This is a genomic window from Microbacterium pollutisoli, assembly GCF_053586795.1.
On the sequence record NZ_JBNYWT010000003.1, the window covers coordinates 46,310 to 62,122 of the forward strand.

The 15,813-nt window shown below is 72.0% G+C and carries 16 protein-coding genes; 5 read left to right on the forward strand and 11 right to left on the reverse strand.

Going from position 1 to position 15,813, the window contains the following annotated elements; all coding sequences use genetic code 11:
• Positions 1-34: 34 nt before the first annotated feature.
• A complete protein-coding gene (gene coaBC, locus ACQ143_RS08100) occupies positions 35-1,255 on the reverse strand; it encodes a bifunctional phosphopantothenoylcysteine decarboxylase/phosphopantothenate--cysteine ligase CoaBC (protein ID WP_449570184.1) in 1,221 nt (406 codons plus the stop codon).
• A gap of 42 nt (positions 1,256-1,297) precedes the next feature.
• Here coaBC and ACQ143_RS08105 point away from each other — a divergent pair, with 42 nt between their 5' ends.
• Together ACQ143_RS08105 and ACQ143_RS08110 are read left to right on the forward strand one after the other, a co-directional pair.
• Complete coding sequence (locus ACQ143_RS08105; protein WP_449570185.1) at positions 1,298-2,008, forward strand: NRDE family protein; 711 nt, start codon at positions 1,298-1,300, stop codon at positions 2,006-2,008.
• Positions 2,009-2,043: 35 nt separating this feature from the next.
• Positions 2,044-2,685 (forward strand): YdeI/OmpD-associated family protein, encoded by a 642-nt coding sequence (locus ACQ143_RS08110; RefSeq protein WP_449570186.1) that lies wholly within the window; start codon positions 2,044-2,046, stop codon positions 2,683-2,685.
• Between the two features lie 37 nt (positions 2,686-2,722).
• On the opposite strand, the gene pgi is transcribed toward ACQ143_RS08110, so the two are convergent.
• The 4 genes from pgi to ACQ143_RS08130 all read right to left on the reverse strand — a co-directional run bounded on the left by pgi (position 2,723) and on the right by ACQ143_RS08130 (position 7,306).
• Positions 2,723-4,402 (reverse strand): glucose-6-phosphate isomerase, encoded by a 1,680-nt coding sequence (gene pgi / locus ACQ143_RS08115; protein ID WP_449570187.1) that lies wholly within the window; start codon positions 4,400-4,402, stop codon positions 2,723-2,725.
• Positions 4,403-4,524: 122 nt separating this feature from the next.
• Positions 4,525-5,382, reverse strand: coding sequence for a DUF4097 family beta strand repeat-containing protein (locus ACQ143_RS08120; protein ID WP_449570188.1), 858 nt, complete (start codon positions 5,380-5,382; stop codon positions 4,525-4,527).
• On the reverse strand, positions 5,379-6,056 hold the full coding sequence (locus ACQ143_RS08125) for a LuxR C-terminal-related transcriptional regulator (protein ID WP_449570189.1): 678 nt from the start codon (positions 6,054-6,056) through the stop codon (positions 5,379-5,381). Before ACQ143_RS08125 ends, ACQ143_RS08120 begins: the two co-directional genes overlap by 4 nt.
• Positions 6,044-7,306, reverse strand: coding sequence for a histidine kinase (locus ACQ143_RS08130; protein ID WP_449570190.1), 1,263 nt, complete (start codon positions 7,304-7,306; stop codon positions 6,044-6,046). The genes ACQ143_RS08125 and ACQ143_RS08130 overlap by 13 nt, the downstream gene beginning before the upstream one ends.
• Before the next feature lie 138 nt (positions 7,307-7,444).
• Here ACQ143_RS08130 and ACQ143_RS08135 point away from each other — a divergent pair, with 138 nt between their 5' ends.
• Entirely contained in the window at positions 7,445-8,275 is an 831-nt protein-coding gene (locus ACQ143_RS08135) for an aldo/keto reductase (protein WP_449570191.1), read from the forward strand.
• A 22-nt stretch (positions 8,276-8,297) separates the two neighbouring features.
• Entirely contained in the window at positions 8,298-10,379 is a 2,082-nt protein-coding gene (locus ACQ143_RS08140; RefSeq protein WP_449570192.1) for a S9 family peptidase, read from the forward strand.
• Between the two features lie 3 nt (positions 10,380-10,382).
• On the opposite strand, the gene ACQ143_RS08145 is transcribed toward ACQ143_RS08140, so the two are convergent.
• On the reverse strand, positions 10,383-11,576 hold the full coding sequence (locus ACQ143_RS08145; RefSeq protein ID WP_449570193.1) for a RimK family alpha-L-glutamate ligase: 1,194 nt from the start codon (positions 11,574-11,576) through the stop codon (positions 10,383-10,385).
• Between ACQ143_RS08145 and ACQ143_RS08150 the strand changes: the two genes are divergently transcribed.
• On the forward strand, positions 11,575-12,081 hold the full coding sequence (locus ACQ143_RS08150; RefSeq protein WP_449570194.1) for an ATP-dependent zinc protease family protein: 507 nt from the start codon (positions 11,575-11,577) through the stop codon (positions 12,079-12,081). The genes ACQ143_RS08145 and ACQ143_RS08150 overlap by 2 nt on opposite strands.
• Before the next feature lie 34 nt (positions 12,082-12,115).
• On the opposite strand, the gene ACQ143_RS08155 is transcribed toward ACQ143_RS08150, so the two are convergent.
• The 5 genes from ACQ143_RS08155 to ACQ143_RS08175 all read right to left on the reverse strand — a co-directional run bounded on the left by ACQ143_RS08155 (position 12,116) and on the right by ACQ143_RS08175 (position 15,480).
• Positions 12,116-12,862 (reverse strand): SDR family oxidoreductase, encoded by a 747-nt coding sequence (locus ACQ143_RS08155; protein ID WP_449570195.1) that lies wholly within the window; start codon positions 12,860-12,862, stop codon positions 12,116-12,118.
• Positions 12,863-12,940: 78 nt separating this feature from the next.
• Positions 12,941-13,126, reverse strand: a complete 186-nt coding sequence (locus ACQ143_RS08160; protein ID WP_449570196.1) for a DUF1918 domain-containing protein — start codon at positions 13,124-13,126, stop codon at positions 12,941-12,943.
• 56 nt (positions 13,127-13,182) lie between these two features.
• Positions 13,183-13,401 carry a hypothetical protein gene (locus tag ACQ143_RS08165; protein WP_449570197.1) on the reverse strand — a complete coding sequence of 73 codons (219 nt, stop codon included), beginning with the start codon at positions 13,399-13,401 and terminating at the stop codon, positions 13,183-13,185.
• A gap of 72 nt (positions 13,402-13,473) precedes the next feature.
• Positions 13,474-14,316 carry a DNA-3-methyladenine glycosylase family protein gene (locus ACQ143_RS08170; protein WP_449570198.1) on the reverse strand — a complete coding sequence of 281 codons (843 nt, stop codon included), beginning with the start codon at positions 14,314-14,316 and terminating at the stop codon, positions 13,474-13,476.
• Between the two features lie 459 nt (positions 14,317-14,775).
• Positions 14,776-15,480, reverse strand: coding sequence for a winged helix-turn-helix domain-containing protein (locus ACQ143_RS08175; RefSeq protein ID WP_449570199.1), 705 nt, complete (start codon positions 15,478-15,480; stop codon positions 14,776-14,778).
• Positions 15,481-15,813: the final 333 nt, after the last annotated feature.

The window sequence follows — 15,813 nt, forward strand, 5'->3', positions numbered from 1 at the left end:
CGGGCGCACGGCCGCGCGGGGTGGCAGCGCGGCGTCAGCGCGCGCGTACGGCGGCGACGGCGTCCCACAGTGCATCGGCCGCTTGGCGCTTGGTGCCGGCGGCGTCGGCGACCACGGCGCCGGTGTCGTCCAGGACGATCAGGCGGTTCTCGTCCGACTCGAACCCGGCATCCCACGCCACCCGGTTGACCGCCAGCAGGTCGACGCCCTTGCGCTCGCGCTTGCGGCGCCCGCGCTCCAGCAGCTCGGCATCGTCTGCGGCGGTCTCGGCGGCGAACCCGACGATCGTCTGTCCGGCGCGGCGCTGCGCGACGAGCCCCGCGAGGATGTCCGGGTTCTCGGTCAGCTCGAGCGTCGGTGTCCCGTCCTCCTTGCGCAGCTTGTCGTCGGCGACGGCGGCCACGCGGTAGTCGGCGACGGCCGCGACCATGACGATCACATCGGCGGCCGGGGATGCGGCATCCATCGCCGACGCAAGTTCGGCAGCGGTCGAGACGTGCGTGACCGTGATGTGTGGATGCCGCTGCGCCGCCGCCAGCACGCCGTCGTCGACGTGCGCGGCGACCAGTGTCACGCCGGCGCCGCGCTCGGCCGCGGCCAGGGCGACGGCCACGCCCTGGCGCCCGCTCGACCGGTTGCCGAGGAACCGGACGGGGTCGATGGGTTCGCGCGTGCCGCCGGTCGACACGGCGACGTGCAGCCCCGCGAGGTCGCGACCGGCAGGGGCGCCGCCGGGCACGACGGCGAGAGCCGCGGCGGCGAGCTCGTCGGGCTCGACCATGCGCCCGGGGCCGCTGTCACCGCCGGTGAGCGGTCCGTCGGCCGGCCCGACGACGTGCACGCCGCGGTTGCGCAGGGTCCGGATGTTGGCCTGGGTGGCGGCGTGCTCCCACATGGCGGTGTGCATCGCGGGGGCGACCACGACCGGCGCGGTCGTGGCCAGCAGGGTCACCCCGAGCAGGTTGTCGGCGATGCCGGCCGCCATCTTCGCGAGCGTGTTCGCGGTGGCCGGGGCCACGATGACCAGGTCGGCGCGGGTGCCGAGCGCGACATGGCGCACCTCGGCGACCTCGTCGTGCACGCTCGTCGTGACAGGATGTCTGCTGACCGCCTCCCACGTGGTCGTCCCCACGAAGCGCAGCGCGTCTTCGGTGGGAACAACATGCACCTCGTGGCCGTTGGTCACCAGTGCCCGCACGAGGTGGACCGTCTTGTAGGCGGCGATCCCGCCCGTGACCCCGACGACGACGAACATGGTCCGATCCTGCCACGGATGCCGGACAGGAAGGCCCGCCCCATGTGCACGGTGATCGTTCACGTCCCCGCCGCGCCCGGCGCTCCCACCCGTGTGCTGGCGGTGCGCGACGAGGATCCGACGCGGGCCTGGGATCGGCTCGGTCCGTGGTGGCCCGAGACCCACCCGGGCGTGCTGGGCGTGCGCGATGCGCGCGCGGGCGGCGCGTGGCTGGCCGCCGACCCGGCCGCAGGGCGCCTCGCGGTGATCCTCAACCGCGCCGACGTCATGCCCGACGACGGCACGCCGGTGCCCTCGCGCGGCCACCTCGTGCTCGATGCCGTGGCCGGTGTCGAGATCACCGATCCGCGCACGCACGGCTTCAACCTCGTCGAGGTCACGGCCGGCCGCACCCGGGTGACGATGTGGAACGGCGCCGAGCTGCGCGCGGTCGACCTGGCCCCCGGCATCCACATGATCGCCCATGACGACGTCGACGATCCGACCAGCCCCCGCATCATCGCGTGGCGCGACGCGTTCCCCGTACCGGCAGCCGACGACGAGCGGTGGTGGACGGCATGGATGGACGTGCTCGAGCGCACAGCCGCCGTCGGGCCGACCGACGACCGTGCGATCGTGCGCGACAACCGTGCGCACGGCTATCCGACGCTGTCGCTGCTGGTGTGTGCGGCGTCGGTGACGGATGCCGGCGTCGACGTCGTCTACGGCGAGTTCGACCAGCCGGGGCAGTGGAATCGTCCCGAACTGTCCTGAACCGGGCGTCGGTGGCCGCTGGTACCGTCGCACGCATGGCGACAGCGCAGCGGAGCACCGAGGGCCGGCCGATCTTCTTCGCCTCGGCGGCGGAGTTCCGGGCGTGGCTCGAAGAGAACCACGAGACGGCCACCGAACTGTGGATGGGGCTGTACCGGAAGGGTGACCCGCGCCAGGGCATCACGTGGGCCGAGGCCGTTCCCGTGGCGCTGTGCTTCGGCTGGATCGACTCGGTCAGCAAGCGCATCGACGAGAGCGCCCGCCGGCAGCGGTGGACGCCGCGCAAGCCCGGCTCGAACTGGAGCGCGGTCAACATCGCCCACATGGAACGCCTCATCGCCGAGGGCCTGGTGCACCCGGCGGGCCTGGCCGCCTACGAGCGCCGCGACCCGTCGCGGGTGTACTCCTACGAGCAGTCCGCGGAACTGACTGGCGAGCAGGCGGCCGCGATCGCCGCCGATCCCGCGGCGGCCGCGTTCTGGGACGCCGCGACGCCGTCGTACCGTCGTGTCGCCGCGCACTGGGTCGCCAGCGCGAAGCGCGAGCAGACGCGGGCCGACCGCCTCGCGACCCTCATCGCCGACAGCGCCGCCGGACGGCTCATCAAGATGCAGCGCTACGGCGCCGAGCCGGCCTGGCTGGCCCGCGCCGCCGCAGCGGCCGCCGCCGCCCGTTAACTGTCGCCCGCCCGCCGCACCTACCCCGCACGCCCCGCTACGCGCGGTGCGCCCGGTAGTAGTCCAGCAACGCGCGGGTCGAGGCGTCCTGGGCGGCCAAGGCCTCGGCATCCCCCTCGATCGCGGGCGCGATCTGCAGCGCGAGCTGCTTGCCCAGCTCCACGCCCCACTGGTCGAACGAGTTGATGCCCCAGATCACGCCCTGCGTGAAGGTGATGTGCTCGTACAGCGCGATCAACTGGCCCAGCACCGACGGCGTCAGCGCGGGCGCGAAGATCGACGTCGTCGGCCGGTTGCCGGCGAAGGTGCGCGCTGCGACGAGCGGCCCGGTCGTGCCCTCCGCCTCGACCTCGGCCGCCGTCTTGCCGAACGCCAGGGCCTTGGTCTGCGCCAGGAAGTTCGCCAGGAACAGTCCGTGCACGTCACGGCCGTCGTCGGTCAGCGGGTACGCCGGGTTCACGAACGCGATGAAGTCGGCGGGGATCAGGCGCGTGCCCTGGTGGATCAGCTGGTAGAACGCGTGCTGCCCGTTCGTGCCCGGCTCTCCCCAGAAGATCTCGCCGGTGTCGGAAGTGACCGGCGACCCGTCCCACCGCACCGACTTGCCGTTGGACTCCATGGTCAGCTGCTGCAGGTAGGCCGCGAACCGGGAGAGCTGCTGCGCGTACGGCAGCACGGCGTGCGACTGCGCGCCGAGGAAGTTCGTGTACCAGACGTTCAGCAGCCCCATCAGCACCGGCACGTTGCGATCGAGGGGGGTGGATGCCACGTGCTCGTCGACCGCGTGGAACCCGGCGAGCAGTTCCCGGAACACGTCGGGCCCGAGCTCGATCATCAGCGACAGCCCGATCGCCGAGTCGACCGAGTAGCGGCCGCCCACCCAGTCCCAGAACCCGAACGCGTTGGCGGTGTCGATGCCGAAGGCGGCGACCTTGTCGAGCGCGGTCGACACGGCCGCGAAGTGGTGGGCGACGGCATCCACCCGGGCCGCTTCCGTGTCGTCGATGGCGCCCGCGGCCGCCAGGCCCGCCCACAGCCAGTCGCGCGCGAGCCGCGCGTTGGTCAGGGTCTCGAGCGTGGTGAAGGTCTTCGACGCCACGATGAACAGCGTCGTCTCCGGATCGAGGTCCTTCGTCTTGTGGGCGAGATCGAACGGGTCGATGTTCGAGACGAACCGGGCTTCGATGCCCGCCGTCGCATACGGCTCGAGTGCGGCCGAGATCATGGCCGGCCCGAGGTCCGATCCGCCGATGCCGATGTTGACGACGTGGGTGACCTTCTTGCCGGTCACGCCCACCCAGTCACCCGACCGCACGCGCTGCGCGAAGACGGTCATCGCCCCGAGCACGCCTTGCACGTCGGCGTCGATGTCCTGCCCGTCGACGACGAGCGGCGGCTGCGCGCCGGCGGGGCGGCGCAGCGCCGTGTGCAGCACCGCGCGGTCCTCGGTGGTGTTGATGTGTGCGCCGGTCTGCATCGCGGCGAAGCGCTCGGCGACACCGGTCTGCTCGGCCAGCTGCACGAGCGAGGCGAGGATGCCGTCGTCGACGAGGTTCTTCGACAGATCGACGCGCAGGTCGGCGAGGTCGAAGGTGAGCCGTTCGACGCGGCCCGGGTCGTCGGCGAACCAGCCGCGCAGATCGGGGGTGAAGTCCTGTGCACGGGCGTCGAGTGCGGCCCAGGCGGACGTGGTGGTGGCGTCGATCGGAGTGGTCACGCCCACCAAACTACTCGCCCGCCGCCGGCTCAGTACCCGGCAGCCGTGGGACCGGGTGAGAGACGGCACGGGACGAGCGGATGCCGGGGCCGCCGGCGGTGCGCCGACGGCCCCGGCGTTGCTCAGCGCGCCGCGCGCAGGTGGATCGAGCCGGCCGACACGTCGGCGGTGATCGTGCTGCGGGCGCTGCTGGAGGTGTCGAGGTCGTGTGTCAGGTCGCCGGCCGACACGTCCTGCTGGAGGGCGTAGACCTGGTCGGGGACGGTCAGCGAGATGCGGCCCGCGCTCACGTCGAGGTCGAGTGACCGCAGCGCTCCGCGCAGCTCGCCGTCGATGTCGCCGGCGCTGACGTTCAGCCGCGCGGTGTCGACGTCGCCCAGGTCGAGGGTGGTCCGGCCGGCCGAGACATCGGCATCCACGCGCTGTGCGGAGCCGCTGATGTCCATCGACCCGGCGCCGAGGTCGAGCTCGAGCTCGCCGTAGGTGCCGTCGGCCGTGATGGAGCCGGCGCCGAGGTCGAACGAGGCGTCCAGCTCCTCGTCGGCGTACCGCTCGGGCAGAGTCAGCGTGACGCGCTCGTCGGAGCCCCACCATCCCCAGCCGCCCCACCAGGGTCGGTGCGACTGCACGCGCAGGGTGTCGCCGGTGCGCTCGACCCTCCATGCGGAGGCTCCGGTGCCGCCGGTGACCTCGAGGGTCGCCTCGTCGGAGTCGTCGTAGGCCAGTCGGAATCCGGCGGCGTCAACGTCGATGTCGAGTCCGGTGATGCCGGACGAGTCGGCGGTGAGGCTGTCGGTGTGCACGGCCGCCGCGCGGACGGTGGAGAACACCGCCGTCGTGATCGCGCCGAGCACCAGGACCGCGCCGAGGCAGATCGCGAGGATCGCGATCACGCGCGAGGTCGAGCGCGGCTGCGGGGCCTGCGGCGGCTGTGCGCCGGCGGGAGCGGGCGGGGGCGGGGGAGTGACGGTCGTGCTCATGAGAGTGCTCCGTTCTGCGGCTGGGTGCCGCCGTGTTCGAGGTGGACCAGCGCGGCCAGAACGCGCCGGTTGCCGTGCTCGTCCTGTTCGAGGTCGAGCTTCTGGAAGAGGGAGGTGATGTGCTTCTCGACGCTCGCCTCCGAGACGAACAGTGCCTGGGCGATCGCTTGGTTGCTCTTGCCTTCGGCGATCAGGGCGAGCACGGTGCGCTCGCGGTCGGTGAGCCGGGCCATACGCTCGTCGCGGGAGCGGCGCATCAGGAGCTGCGCGACCACTTCGGGGTCGAGCACGGTGGCTCCGGCGGCGATCCGCTCGATCGACTCGAGGAACTCGCGGACGTCGGCGACCCGGTCCTTGAGCAGGTAGCCGAGGGCGGCACCGTGCGAGGTGATGAGGTCGCTGGCGTAGCGCTCTTCGACGTACTGGCTGAGGACCAGCACCGGCAGAGCGGGGTTCTCGGACCGCAGCGCGAGCGCCGCCCGGATGCCCTCGTCGGTGAAGGTCGGCGGCAGCCGCACATCGAGGATGCACAGTTCGGGTGCGGTGGATGCCACGGTCTCGGCCAGGCTGCCTGCATCGGGCAGAGCGGCGACGACCTCGTGGCCGGCGTCCGCGAGCACGCGCACGAGGCCTTCGCGCAGCAGGGCGGAGTCTTCGCAGATCAGGATGCGCACGGGACGCTCACCTCCAGGGCGGTCGGGCCGCCGGTCGGGCTGTCGAGGCGGGCGGTGCCGCCGGCGGCGGTCACCCGGTTCACGATGCCGTCCAGGCCGCCGCCGGGCAGCACCCGGGCGCCGCCCATGCCGTTGTCCTCGACGCGGGCCCACAGGGTGCCGTCGTCTCGGCGTCGCACGACCACGCGCGCCTCCGAGCCGCGGGAGTGCTTGGCCGCGTTGGTCAGCGACTCGGCGATCGCGAAGTACACCGCCGCCTCGGCCGTCGGGCTGCAGCGGCCGTCGAGGCGGACGTCGAGCTGCACCGGGATGGGGGAGCGGGCGGCGAGGGCCGACAGTGCGGCATCCAGCCCCCGATCATCGAGCACCGAGGCGTGGATGCCGCGGGCGAGCTGGCGCAGTTCGGTGATGGCGGCCTTCGTCGAGGTGTGCGCCTCGTCGATGAGCTCCTTGGCGGCAGCCGGATCGGAGTCGATCTTCTGCTGCGCCAGCCCCAGGGTCATGCCGACCGAGACCAGCCGCGGCTGGACGCCGTCGTGCAGGTCGCGTTCGATGCGGGTGCGCTCGACCTCGCTGGCGCGGACGGCCCCCTCGCGCTGCATGCCGGCGGTGCGGGCCTGCTCGGCGAGGATCGCCTCCCGCGAGGGCACCAGGATGGCGCGGGTGAGCAAGGCATGCAGCGGCGCGATGCCGACGACGATCGCCGCCGACACGATGAGGCCGACGACCCCGACGACCAGGGCCCATTCGGTGGCGATGACGATGTCGGTGCCCGGGAAGAGGGTGGTGTCGGCACCGGACAGCGGCGCGAACAGCAGGCCGATGCTGCGCACGAACCCGGTGATCGAGGGGAGCACGATCAGGCCGAGCACGGTGGCGATCGCGGCGCTGGCGATGCCGCGCCACATCGGGCCGTCGGTGAACTGCTGCCACAGGGTGCGCAGCCAGCCGCCGAAGCCGGGTCGGCCGCTGCGGCGCGGGCGCAGCTGCGGCAGGCCGTAGGCGTACAGGCCGTCGACGCGTTCGTACTCGAGCCAGCCGGCCGCGTACAGCACGTAGACGAAGGCGATGAGGAACAGTGCGCCGATGCCCAGCACGAGCAGAAGACTGAGGCCCACGCTCAGCAGCACGGTGAGCAGCGTGAACACAGCGGTGCCGACGATGCCCATCGCGGCCAGCTGCGCGAGCGCCCCGAGATGGATCAGGATGCCGGTGCGTGGTCGCACGGGAGGGGGAGCTGTCGAAGTCATGACACCAACGTACGGCGGGGTGTGCGACGCCACACCAGAGTCATCCCGAGACCTGGATTCGGGTTATCCCGAAGCCCACGTGGCGCCGATCGCGTCATCTCCACGATCGGGTCGCCGCTGTCGGCGTAGCCTGGGGCCATGGTCACCATCCCCACCGTCACTCTCAACGACGGCGCCGACTTCGGCGTCCTCGGCCTGGGCACCTACAATCTCCGCGGCGACGAGGGCATCGACGCCATCGTCTCGGCCGTCGAGACCGGCTATCGGGTGCTCGACACCGCGGTGAACTATGAGAACGAGGCCGAAGTGGGCGAGGCGGTGCGGCGCACCGGCATCCGCGACGAGCTCATCGTCACGACGAAGGTGCCCGGCCGCGACCACGGCTTCGACGAGACCATCCGCAGCGCGCAGGGCTCGCTGCAGCGGCTGGGACTGGAGAAGATCGACCTGTACCTGATCCACTGGCCGAACCCCTCGGTCGACAAGTACGTCGAGACGTTCCGGGCCATGATCGCGCTGCGCGACGAGGGTCAGGTCGGCTCGGTCGGCGTCTCGAACTTCACCGAGCCGATGCTCACCCGTCTCATCGACGAGACGGGCGTGACGCCGGCGGTCAACCAGGTCGAGATGCACCCGTACTTCCCGCAGGCGGCGCTGCGCGCCTTCCACACCGCGCACGGCATCCGCACCGAGAGCTGGAGCCCGCTCGCCCGGCGCACCGAGCTGCTCAGCGAGAAGGTCGTCGCCGACATCGCCGCCGCGCACGGCGTCAGCCCCACCCAGGTGGTGCTGCGCTGGCACGTGCAGCTCGGTTCGACCCCGATCCCGAAGTCCGCGCACCCGCAGCGCCAGCGTGAGAACGCCGATGTGTTCGACTTCACCCTCACCGAGGACGAGATCGCCGCGCTCAGCGGCCTCGAACGCGGCCGGCTGTGGGGCGGAGATCCCGACACCCACGAGGAGATGTAGGCGCCGCAGGTAGCGTGGGGGCATGGTCACACCCTTCGATTCCCTCGACGACTACCTCTCCCTTCCGCGCATCGAAGGGCTGGCGCTCTCACCCGACGGGGACCGCGCCGTGCTGACGGTCGCGACGTTGAACAAGGACAAGACCGGGTACGACCGGTCGCTGTGGCAGGTGCCCGTCGAGGGCGAGGGGATGCCGGTGCGGCTCACCCGCTCGGCGAAGGGCGAATCGGGGGCGGCGTTCACCGCCGACGGTGACGTGCTGTTCGTCTCGGCGCGGCCCGACAGCGAGGCCGAGGGCGACGACGACCCGCAGGCGCAGCTCTGGCTGCTGCCGGCCGCCGGGGGTGAGGCCCGGCCCGTGACGCGGCTGGCCGCGGGCGTGTCCGATGTGGTCACCGCCGCGGCGTCGGACCGCATCGTCATCGGGTCGTCGCTGCTGCCGGCGTCGCAGTCGCTGGAGGACGACGCGAAGCGTCGTGCCGACCGCAAGAAGAAGAAGGTCGCGGCGATCCTGCACACCGCCTACCCGGTGCGGCACTGGGACCACGACCTGGGCCCCGCGACCCCGGCCTTCCACGCCCTCGACCTGGGCGGGCTCGCCGACACCATCGAGGTGCTGGCCACCGAGGCGGCCGACACCGGCGACGACGCCGACGAGATCGACACCACGCCGTACCCAGCATCGCTGCCGCGCCCGCGCACACTCATCCGCGGGCGTCAGGCGGATGCCGCCGGCTCCGCCCTCTCGCCCGACGGGCGCACCTTCGTCGTCTCGCTGCAGACCCCGCAGGGGCGTTCGTCCCGCTACCGCCTCGTGGCCGTCGACACCGAGACCGGCGAGCTGACCGAGCTGTTCGACGAGGGCGACACGTACTTCGAGTCACCGGTGATCAGTCACGACGGCCGCACGATCGCCTTCGTCAAGGCACCGCGGTCCACCCCGGCCGGTCCCGCCGACCAGGAGTTGTGGGTCTGCGGCATCGACGGCTCCGACCCGCGGCAGGTGGCGCAGGGCTGGGACCGCTGGCCCACCGGAATCCGCTTCGACCGCGACGACACGGCACTGGTCGTGACCGCCGACCAGGACGGCCGCGGCCCGATCTTCCGCGTACCGCTGGACGGCGGGGCCGTGCAGCAGGTGACCGACGACGACTTCACGTACACGCACGTCGACGTGCGGCCCTCCGGTGAGCTGGTCGCGCTGCGGTCGAACTGGATGACCCCGCCGCACGCCGTGCGCGTCGGCCGGGACGGTGCCGTCACCCCGCTGGTGTCCCCGGTCGCGCTGCCCGAGGTGCCCGCCACGATGACGGAGGTGGAGACGACGGCCGCCGACGGCGCGCGCGTGCGCGGCTGGCTGCTGCTGCCCCCGGGCGCGTCGGCGGAAGACCCGGCGCCGCTGCTGCTGTGGATCCACGGCGGCCCGCTGAACAGCTGGAACGCGTGGAGCTGGCGGTGGAACCCGCAGCTGGCTGTGGCGCGCGGGTACGCCGTGCTGCTACCCGACCCGGCGCTGTCGACCGGCTACGGCCTCGAGTTCATCGCTCGCGGCTGGAACGCGTGGGGCGCGGCGCCCTTCACCGATCTCATGTCGATCACCGACGCGGTGGTCGCCCGTGACGACATTGACGAGAGCCGCACCGCGGCGATGGGCGGCTCGTTCGGCGGCTACATGGCCAACTGGGTCGCCGGACACACCGACCGGTTCCGCGGCATCGTGACCCACGCGAGCCTGTGGGCGCTCGACCAGTTCAGCGGCACGACCGACCACGCCGACTACTGGAACGAGATCTTCACCCCGAAGGCGATGATCGCCAACTCGCCGCACCGGTTCGTGGCCGACATCGTCACGCCGATGCTCGTCATCCACGGCGACCGTGACTACCGGGTCCCGATCGGTGAGAGCCTGCGGCTGTGGGCCGAGCTCAACGAGCACTTCGCCGCCGATGACGGGTCGAGCCCGCACCGCTTCCTCTACTATCCCGACGAGAACCACTGGGTGCTCGCGCCGCAGCACGCGAAGGTCTGGTACCAGACGGTGTTCGCGTTCCTCGACGAGCAGGTGCACGGGCGGGAGTTCACCCGGCCCGAGCTGCTCGGCTGAGGCTCACTCCTCGGCGGGGATGGGCTCGGCCGGGAGCTTGCGCACGCGCGCCCGCCGACGTCGACGCTCGGGGATCATCGAGCGCATCTCGTCGAGCTTGCCGAAGCACAGCATGCGGTCGCCGGCTTCGAGCGTGACGCCCTTGCGCGGGTTGGGGATGACGCTCGTGCCGCGGTGCAGCGTGAGCACGGTGATGTCCCGCTCCCAAAGCCCGGCCTCGCCGAGTGTCTTGCCGACGAACTCGCCGTTGCCGTGCATGACGAGCTCGGCGACGCCGTAGCCGGTCGACACCGACAGGCGCTGCCGCACGTCGATCTCGGGGAAGGCGACCTGGGCGGCGATGTGGTCGATGATGGCGCCGGCCACGTCGAGCTGCGTCGCCGCCTCGATGCCCTGCAGTCCGGGGGAGGAGTTGACCTCCATCACGAGCGGCCCGTCGGCGCCCTCGAGCATGTCGACGCCCGCGACGCGCAGGCCCATGATCTGCGCCGAGCGGACCGCCGCCTGCTGGTACTCGGTCGACAGTTCGACCGGCTCGACCGAGCCGCCGCGGTGCACGTTCGAGCGGAACTCGTCACCGCGGGCGGTGCGCCGCATCGCGGCCACCACCCGGTCGCCCACGACCAGAGCCCGGATGTCACGCCCGCGGCTCTCGGCCACGAAACGCTGGATGAGCACGTTCTGGTTGGTGGAGTGCAGGGTCTCGATGATCGCCTCGGCGACCTTCACCTCGGGGGCGAGGATCACGCCGATGCCCTGCGTGCCCTCCAGCAGCTTGATGACCACCGGCGCGCCCCCGACCTGCTCGATCGCGGGTCGCACATCGGCGCGGTTGCGCACGAACGCCGTGGCCGGCATGCCGATGTTGTGCCGCGACAGGATCTGGTTCGCGCGCAGCTTGTCGCGGGCGTTCGAGATGCCGTTGGCGGTGTTGGGCGTGTACACGTCCATCTGCTCGAACTGGCGCACCACGGCGGTGCCGAAGTACGTGATCGACGCGCCGATGCGGGGCAGGATCGCGTCGTAGTCGCTCAGCTGCTTGCCGCGGTACTGCAGGTCGGGCAGCTCACCCGACAGGTCGATCGCGAAGCGCAGGGTGTTGAGCACCTTCACGTCGTGACCGCGTTGCAGTGCGGCGGCGCGCAGGCGCTGCGTCGAATATGCCCGTGGGGCGCGCGAGAGGATCGCGAGCTTCATGGAAAACCCCTGCCAAGATGGTGCGGTGAGCGAATCCACCCATTCAAACACCCTCGCGGGCTGGCGAGAGTGGGTTCAGCTGCCCGACGTCGGCGTGCCGTGGATCAAGGCGAAGCTCGACACCGGCGCCCAGACCTCCTCGCTGCACGCCTACGACGTCGAGGCATTCGACCGGGACGGCACCGCGTGGGTGCGGTTCGGCATCCGCCCCTGGCAGCGCTCGGACGCCGACGAGGTCGAAGTCGAATTGCCCGTGCTCGACGTGCGCCGGGTGCGCAGTTCGTCGGGCCATGTCGAGGAGCGCTTCGTGGTGCTCATGCGGCTCATCCTGCTGCGGCGCGAGGTCACCGCCGAGGTCACGCTGAGCAACCGTGACGCGATGGGCTTCCGGATGCTCATCGGCCGGGAGGCGCTCAGCCGCGGCTTCGTCGTCGACTCGGCGCGGTCGTTCCTCGGCGATCGCGCACCGCGGCCGATGCGCCGGCGCAACCGCGGGACGGCGTAGCGAATCGGGCCGGGGGTCGGGGGCGCCGCCGGGTTCAGGATGCCGCGTCGGCGGCGAGCCACTCGTCGAACGTCTGCGTGCCGATGACGGCGCCGGCACCGGGCAGGTTGAGTCCTGCGCGCATCCCCTTCATCTGCTTCGTCGGCAGCGACACCGACGGGATCCAGCCGCGCGCGCCGTGGGCCCGCGCGTAGCGGCGCACCATGTCGTCGAGCCGCTCCTCGCGCGGCCCGGCCAGCTCGACCATCGGCTGCGGGTCGCCGGCGGCGATGCGGGCGAGGTGGGTGCCGACCTCGGCGGCGGCGACCGGCTGCGTACGGGCGCGCGGCGCGAGCTGCAGCGGACCGAACTTCGCCCGTGCCGCGACCTGTCCTGCGAACTCGTGGAACTGCGTGGCCCGCACGATCGTCGACGGCACACCGCCGGCGGTCAGCGTGCGCTCCTGCGCGAGCTTGCCGGCGTAGTAGTCGTGCGGGTTGCGGTCCACGCCGACGATCGACAGCAGCACCACGTGCCGCACCCCCGCCGCGTAGGCCGCCGCGGCGAGGTTGCCGGTCGCGGTGGTGAAGAAGGTCGTGGCGGCATCGGCCGACAGGGTCGAGATGTTCACGGCGTCGATCACGGCATCCACCCCGGTGAGCGCCTCCGACAGGCCCGACCCGGTCACCAGATCCACCCCGGACCCGCGGGTGAGCGGCACGACCTCATCGCCGCGGGCGCGCACGGCCGCGGCGATGTGGGTTCCGACGGTGCCGGTGGCCCCGGCGACAGCGATTCTCATGTGTTCCTCCGTGGGGGCCGGCCGACGGGCGTGAGCGGGTCGGCCCGCGGCCACGCGCTCACGCCGTCGGCTCGGCGGTCAGGATGCCGGGCGCACCTCGCAGTCGCTGCCGGGAGACAGGATCGCCTCGTGCCCGTCGTCATAGCGGACGACGAGCAGCGGCGTGTCTTCGTGGCCTCGGATCTCGATCACTTCGCCGGTCCGTTCGGGCGTGCCGACCGTACGACCGTGGATGACGACGCGGTCACCGACACGGGCTCGCATATCGATCACCTCCTGCGGCCAGGATACGAAACGACCGCAGGGTCCGGTAGATGCCGTCAGAGCTGGGCGCCGTCGTCGAAGGGATCGTCGAGGCCGGGCGTCTTTCCGCGCCACGACTCGTAGGCGATGAGCCAGCCGACCGAGATGATGATCGCCAGCAGAAGTCCCAGCCACACGTTGTGGAGGATCAGCCCGGTCACCAGACCGAGGGCGAGCAGCACGACCGTGCCGCCGATCCACCCGATGCGGCCCTTGGGCCAGCCCGTCTTCGCCATGGCATCCACCCTACGCGGGGCCTCGCCCGCTGTGGAGGAGCCGGAGCGGGGCGGCCGTTCTCGGCCGGGACATCAGCGGTCGCGGTGGTCTTCGGGGTGCAGTCGCGGTCCACGCCGGGGCTCACGCGCGCCGCTCAGCCCGATGAGCCGGATCACCCGTTGCCGGTGGCCGCGCCACGGCTCGAGCAGTTCGAGCATGCCGTCGTCATCGGTGCGGTGACCGGTCAGGGCGAAGCCGACCTCGTGCGCGACGTGGTAGTCACCCACGCTCACGGCATCCGGGTCGCCGAACGCGCGGATGCGGGTCTCGGCGCTGGTCCACACGCCGACACCGGGCAAACTCGTGAAGATGCGGTCATGGTCGGCCCCGGGCGTGGTGGCCGCTCGCTCGATCGACCAGCGGCGCCGGGCGGCGGCGACGATCGTGCGGGACTGCGGCGGTTCGAGGCCGGCGCGGTGCCATGCCCAACTCGGGATCCGGTGCCAGTCCGCCGGCGGCGCGAACATCGGGCGGGGCGTCGGACCCGGGGCGCGCTCGCCGAACCAGGTCAGGATCATGCGCCACGCGCCGAACGCCTGCAGGCCGGTGACCTTCTGCTCGAAGATCGCGCCCGCAAGGGCGTCGAACACCAGGTCGGTGCGCCCCAGCCGCAGGTCGGGGTGCCGCCGGTGGACGGCGGCGATGAGGGGATGCCGGGACGCGTCGAACCCGGTCGGGTCGTCGTCGGCGCCGCACAGCCGCGGCAGCTGGTCGAGCGCCCAGTCGGCGCCCGGACCCCAGGCGGCTCCGCGCACGCGGTCGCGGGTCGGTCGGATCGCGAGGGTCGCGACGCCGGCCGGGGTGCGCATCGCCCGCCAGATCACGGATCCCGCGACGGCGTGCGCGGGATCGTGTGCGCCCTGCTGCTGGGCCATGACGGCGCGGCGCGCATCGATCGGGGTACCGGGGCGGTACTCGGTCTCTAGCGGCCGCCCGTCCGCGGGTCGCGGGTCGCGTGTCGGGGCTGCTGCCGGCGATGCGTCGCGTGTCGGACCGTGCGGCTGCGACCTCGCCGGGGCGCCGGTGCGCGGCATCCCCGTCTGCGTCGCCGATCCCATGCCGTCACCCTACGTGACGACCTCCGACATCCCTCGGTCCGCGCTCTGCCGTTCCGCTGACGCGAAGTGCGGGTGCGAGCGACGAGTACCCGCGATTCGCGTCAGGCGAGCGAACCCTGGCCGCGCTCCGCTGACGCGAAGTGCGAGTTCGAGCGAGGAGTACCCGCGATTCGCGTCAGGCGAGCACCCTGGCCTCGCTCCGCTGACGCGAAATGCGGGTTCGAGCGCCCAGTACCCGCGAATCGCGTCAGGCGAGTGGATGCCGGGGCGCCGACGTCAGAACCGGTCGGGCGAGGGGGTGCCGTGGCCGTAGCGGATCACGACGTCGGCGTGCCGGTCGAACCGGTAGCCGATGCCGCGCACGGTGCGCACGATGTCCTCGTAGCGGCCGAGCTTCGAACGCAGCCGGCGCACGTGCACGTCGATCGTGCGCTCGCCGGGCACTTCGTCGCCCTCTGCGTGGCTCCACAGCGACGACACCAGCTCGGTGCGCTCGATCGTGCGGCCCTCGCGCAGCACGAGGTACTGCAGCAGCTCGAACTCCTTGAAGGTCAGCGCGGCGGTCTCCCCGTCGATGTGCACACGGCGGCGCGAGATGTCGATCGTGACGCCGCCGGCGACGTGGTCGTCGACGGGCTCCTCGGGCTTGGTGCGGGCCACCGCGCTGGGCTCGTGCAGGGCGAGGCGCACCACGTCGACGTCACGGCCGCCGGCGCCGGCCGGAGCCAGCGCGACGGTGGCGTAGGTCTCGGCGCTGGGCGCGAGCTCGCTGAGCGTGCGGCGCAGCGCCGACACGATCGTCGACAGTGAGACGCCGTCGGCGGCGGCCTTGATCTCGTCGAGGCCGACGTACAGGGCGAAGCCGCGCGGCGCGGTGCCCACCGGGATCGTGCCGGCGGCGGGCGCGGCCGGGGCGATGTCCTCGACGGCGCGGAGGTGACGGGTGGTGGTCGGGCGGGTGAGAAGAGCGGTGTTCGACATGGAGATGTCCTTCGAGGAGGAACCCGGGCTCGAAGCCGGAAGCGGGTTCGGAGGTGTTGCGCGGCGGCCTTCGATCGGCCGATGTGCGAGGCAGGCGGGTTCCGCGGGGTGGGCGGACGACACCGCTGGCTCGGGGGTCGTGGGGTGCGGCATTCAGAAGCTGCGGGACGACCCGGCGGGGATCACCGTGTCAGCGACACATTCGGCAACACATGACAACACGCTGCGGCATAATCACGCCACAGGTTCCGTTCGCCTCCCGGGCGGACAGAGCGAAGGTGTTGTCAGTCATGGGGTCGATTATGACGAAGCGTGTCCGCACATGTCAAACTG